The organism is Moorena sp. SIO1F2 (genome assembly GCF_010672755.1).
GTDB lineage: Bacteria > Cyanobacteriota > Cyanobacteriia > Cyanobacteriales > Coleofasciculaceae > Moorena.
The window spans coordinates 1-4,024 of record NZ_JAAHFV010000483.1; the positions used below are offsets into that span (position 1 = coordinate 1).

At 44.5% G+C, this 4,024-nt stretch carries 2 protein-coding genes; one reads left to right on the forward strand and one right to left on the reverse strand.

Annotated features, from left to right (window positions below; genetic code table 11):
* Positions 1-1,022: ATP-binding protein (locus F6J94_RS31375; RefSeq protein WP_293047412.1), on the reverse strand; the 1,022-nt coding region annotated here is incomplete at its 3' end.
* Between the two features lie 965 nt (positions 1,023-1,987).
* Here F6J94_RS31375 and F6J94_RS31380 point away from each other — a divergent pair.
* Complete coding sequence (locus F6J94_RS31380; RefSeq protein WP_293047414.1) at positions 1,988-3,772, forward strand: ABC transporter substrate-binding protein; 1,785 nt, start codon at positions 1,988-1,990, stop codon at positions 3,770-3,772.
* Positions 3,773-4,024: the final 252 nt, after the last annotated feature.

Consider the following 4,024-nt stretch of genomic DNA (forward strand, 5'->3'; position numbering starts at 1 on the left):
TTCACCCCTTGTTCGACGAGGTTAGTTAACTCTCGCTGGTGTTGGCTAAAGATTACGTCAATACCTTTTAAGTCAAAGTGCTTGTTATGATGGAGACGACCGTTTAACTTAAATAAGGCAATCAACATCAATAAAGCTTGCTCAACCTCGCTGCACCTTTTCCAAATCGTTTCAAAAATCGATAGGGTAGTAGCTTCAAAGTCCCGAGTAAAGGCTTGGGCATCAGGGATTTTGCCAGTTTTTAGCTCTCGATAAAGCAAAGAACCAGCAATCTGGAGCAGAGCCGGATGTCCACCAGCAATGTCTCGGATGAGATCCCGTAAGGTTGGGGTAATTGGCATACCAGCCATTAATTGATCAATGTCAGAGTCAGTCAATGGCTTGAGGGATTGGAACAGATAATGGTTGTACCAGGGAGAACTATGGGGATTGAGAGCAGGACCAAGTTCACTGAGACGCCGGAGTGAGGCCACAATCATGGATAGATATTTCCTCTCCTTAGAGTGATAGGCAATACTGCGACACTCCGTGACAAAGGTTTCCATGTCAGCATGACTATAGTGCTGGTTTTCCAGCAGTGCCCAATCATAGTCATCCACTAGCAACAGTAAGAATTTGTGGCGTTTGCCAAGCTGCTTTAATACTTGGCGCATGCCCCTGCTGGTTGCTTTTCCCTGGTCCAGCAATGTCTGGATCTGTTCCTGGAGGTCTGGCTCACTGTGTAATTCCTCTTGGAGCAGATTAAAGACTTCTTTCCAAAACCTTGGAGCTGTAAAGGGTTGGATACTCTGGCAACTCAGGAGCACGATCACAGCCTGGGATGGGTCTTGTCCATAGTGTTGCCAAACTTGGGGGGAAGCCAGGAGTTCCAGGAAAGAGGTCTTGCCCATGGCTGGCCCTCCCCAAAGGGCTAGGTTACTACGGTTATAGATTTGATCAAAGGCCGCCTGAATTTCTGATCGTCGTCCCACAAAACGCTCTAGGGAAACTGGCTGACCGTAGGTAAAAGGATTTTGCATCATCTTGGCTTCCATATTCAATTTTCAATTTGCATTAATAGGACTTAGGAAAGTTTAGTTGCTTTTGCCCCCCTAACCCCCCAAATCTGGGGGGGACAAAGTCACGAAAGTCCCCCAAGTTTGGGGGATTTAGGGGGCAATGGGTAAGTCCTAATTAATTATCAAAGAATTATTTCGGGCTTCAATGCTCCCCTTTATTGGTTCAAAGTCGTCACAAAATGCACCCATTGATTACCTAATATCGATAACTTGTGAACGTTTGGGGCAAAACTTGTGAACCCTATAGGTCTCGATGACTTTGTAGGTAATATTTCGTAATAATTATAAAACTACTATAACACTACAGTGATGTATGTACTTAGTTTGTGACACTAACCTTAATGGTTTGGTGACTGGAATCACGTAACCATTCAGCTATCAGCTATCAGCTCTCAGCTATCAGCTCTCAGCTCTCAGCTAATGCGCTACTTGAGGTGCTTTTGAATAAAACAGGTACGCATTGGTTTAATCTCTGTTACGTCAGCTGACCGCTGAACACTGACCGCTGAATGCTTACGGAATCACAGTAGCAGTTAGCTCCTATAAGGTAACCATTCAGCTATCAGCTGTTTAGGAATCAAGGCTTTTGGTGGGTTACTCCTGTTATTAAAAGTGTGGGTTTTATTATAAACAATAAATCGAATTTTGATAGTACCCATGAGGGTACTTGTGTTATGGTATTTTTCTGATCTGAACAGAGGGATGAGGTGAAAACGGCTGTAAGTTTTTTTGTACTGGTGCCAGATCTCAGCAAAATGCGATCGCACGCTAGCCCGAAGAGGGGGATGATCAGGGCAAGCCCGCCCCTAACCCACCCTACGCCACTTGGTATGCTAGTAAACAACTAACTATTTTCCCGACTCCCGACTCCCGATTCCCCACTCCCGATTCCCTACCCCCTACTCCCTACTCCCTACTCCCTTTCTTATATGACCTCTGCTAAATCTCTTGTGCTTCTCTGGCATCGTTGTCTAGGAATTTTCCTGGCTTTGAGTTTTGCGATCGCACTGCCTGGCTGTAGCATCAGCCAATTTGAAACCAAGGCAGCTGACGTTCCCCACATAGTCCAGAGTATTCTCAGTGACATAAATACCTTTAACTATGCCCTCAACCAAAGTGCCACCAGTATTTTTGGTCTTACCTTTGAGGGTTTAGTAGACACTGATGGCATCACCGGGGAAATAATCCCGGGTTTAGCGGAATCCTGGCAGATTTCCGACGATAAACTTAAAATCCTATTTACCTTGAGGGAGGGGCTAAAGTGGTCCGATGGTGAGCCCCTAACCACTGATGATGTCGTCTTTACCTACAATGACATCTACCTCAACCCAGAAATTCCCACTGATTCTAGAGATATCCTCCGGGTTGGCAAGAGTCGAGCCTTACCAAAGGTCAGGAAGATAGACCAGCGTCAGGTGGAATTTTCTGTGCCTGAACCCTTTGCGCCCTTTCTCCGCAGTACTGGCTTAAAGATCTTACCCGCTCATGTGCTGCAAGAATCCGTAAAAACCAAAGATTCAGAGGGGAATCCTAAGTTTTTGACCATGTGGGGGGTAGATACAGACCCCAAGGATATTATTGTCAACGGTCCTTACAAACTTAAACTCTACCGCACCAGTCAGCGGGTGGTTTATGACCGTAATCCCTACTACTGGAAAAAAGATGAACAGGGAAACCAGCAACCTTATATTGAGCGGGTGATCTGGGAAATTGTAGAATCAACGGATTCATCCTTCATTCAGTTTCGTTCCGGCGGATTAGATTCTCTTGGTGTATCCCCTGAATACTATTCCCTGCTCAAGCAGGAGGAAAAAAAGGGTAACTTTACCATCCACATCGGTGGTCCTACCCTCAGTTCCAGTTTTATCTCCTTCAATCTCAACACCGGTAGCCGGGATGGACAGCCTTTAGTAGATCCAATTAAGTCCCGTTGGTTTAATACTCTCGAATTTAGACAAGCCGTTGCCTATGGCATAGACCGGCAAACGATGCTGAATAATTTGTATCGGGGGTTAGGTGCGCCGCAATATTCTAATATACCCGTGCAAAGCCCCTATTATCTATCACCAGAAGAAGGGTTACCCGTGTATGACTATAATCCCGAAAAAGCCAAAAAATTACTATTAAAGGCGGGCTTTAAATACAATGAGGAAGGCGAATTGTTCGATAGCCAAGGTAATCGAGTCCGTTTCACCTTAATGACTAATGCTGGTAATAAGCTGCGAGAAGCCATGGGAGCACAGATTAAGCAAGACCTCAGTAAAATTGGCATTAAAGTCGATTTTACTCCCATTGCCTTCAATACCCTAGTAGACAAACTCGGCAATAGCTTAGATTGGGAATGCCATCTCCTTGGTTTTAGTGGCGGTGGCTTTGAACCCAATAATAGTTCTAATGTCTGGTCTGTGGATGGGGGATTGCACAGCTTTAATCAAAAAACCTTCCCTGGTCAATCCCCCATTCAAGGTCGTAAAATAGCCGATTGGGAGCAAAAAATAAGTGACCTTTATATCCAAGGCGCTCAAGAATTAGATGAAAACAATCGCAAAAAGATTTATCAAGAAGCCCAACGGATTAATTTAGAACACTTGCCTTATATTTATCTGATTAACCCTCTCTCCATGACCGCAGTTCGTAATTCCATAGAAGGAATTCAATATTCCGCTCTAGGAGGCGCATTCTGGAATATTGATGAACTGAAAATTTCAGAATGATAACATTGGGGAGTCGGGAATCGGGAATCGGGAGTCGGGAGTCGGGAGTCGGGAGTCGGGAGTGGGGAAAAGTAGGAAAGAAATACGAGGAGTTTTTGATGTTATGATCAATAAGGATTGGGCTTCATGATCTATTTAGAAAAACTATATAGCGTTTATTGCATGTATAAGGTAAAATTATAAACCTCAAAGTCCCCCTTTTTAAGGGGGATTTAGGGGGATACCTTTGTACCTCATGGTAAAGAGAATTGA